Origin of the sequence: Alkalihalophilus lindianensis (assembly GCF_032843265.1) — a bacterium.
Lineage (GTDB): Bacteria > Bacillota > Bacilli > Bacillales > Bacillaceae_D > Alkalihalophilus > Alkalihalophilus lindianensis.
The window spans coordinates 1-229 of record NZ_JAWJBA010001149.1; the positions used below are offsets into that span (position 1 = coordinate 1).

Consider the following 229-nt stretch of genomic DNA (forward strand, 5'->3'; position numbering starts at 1 on the left):
CTGTACGAGTTCAGGTTCGGCGGCACGGTCTCGGTCAGCTGGGTCTTGCTGACATAGTCGTACTCGACGCGGGCATAGCCCGAGTAGTCGTTGCCGAAGTCGTGGTTGATCGTCGCCGAGCCCGAGACGGTCCACTTCGGAATGCCGGCCGGGGTGTCGCCGGTCAGGTTGCGGAAGTTCGGACGCAGGCCGGTGGCCGGGTTCACCGGGCAGCGGGCGGTGTCGTAGT

The 229-nt window shown here is 65.9% G+C and carries 1 protein-coding gene; it reads right to left on the reverse strand.

Annotation, left to right across the window (positions count from 1 at the left end; all coding sequences use genetic code 11):
• A partial coding sequence (locus RYX56_RS25675) for a hypothetical protein (RefSeq protein ID WP_317124553.1) occupies positions 1 to 229 on the reverse strand: 229 nt, incomplete at both ends.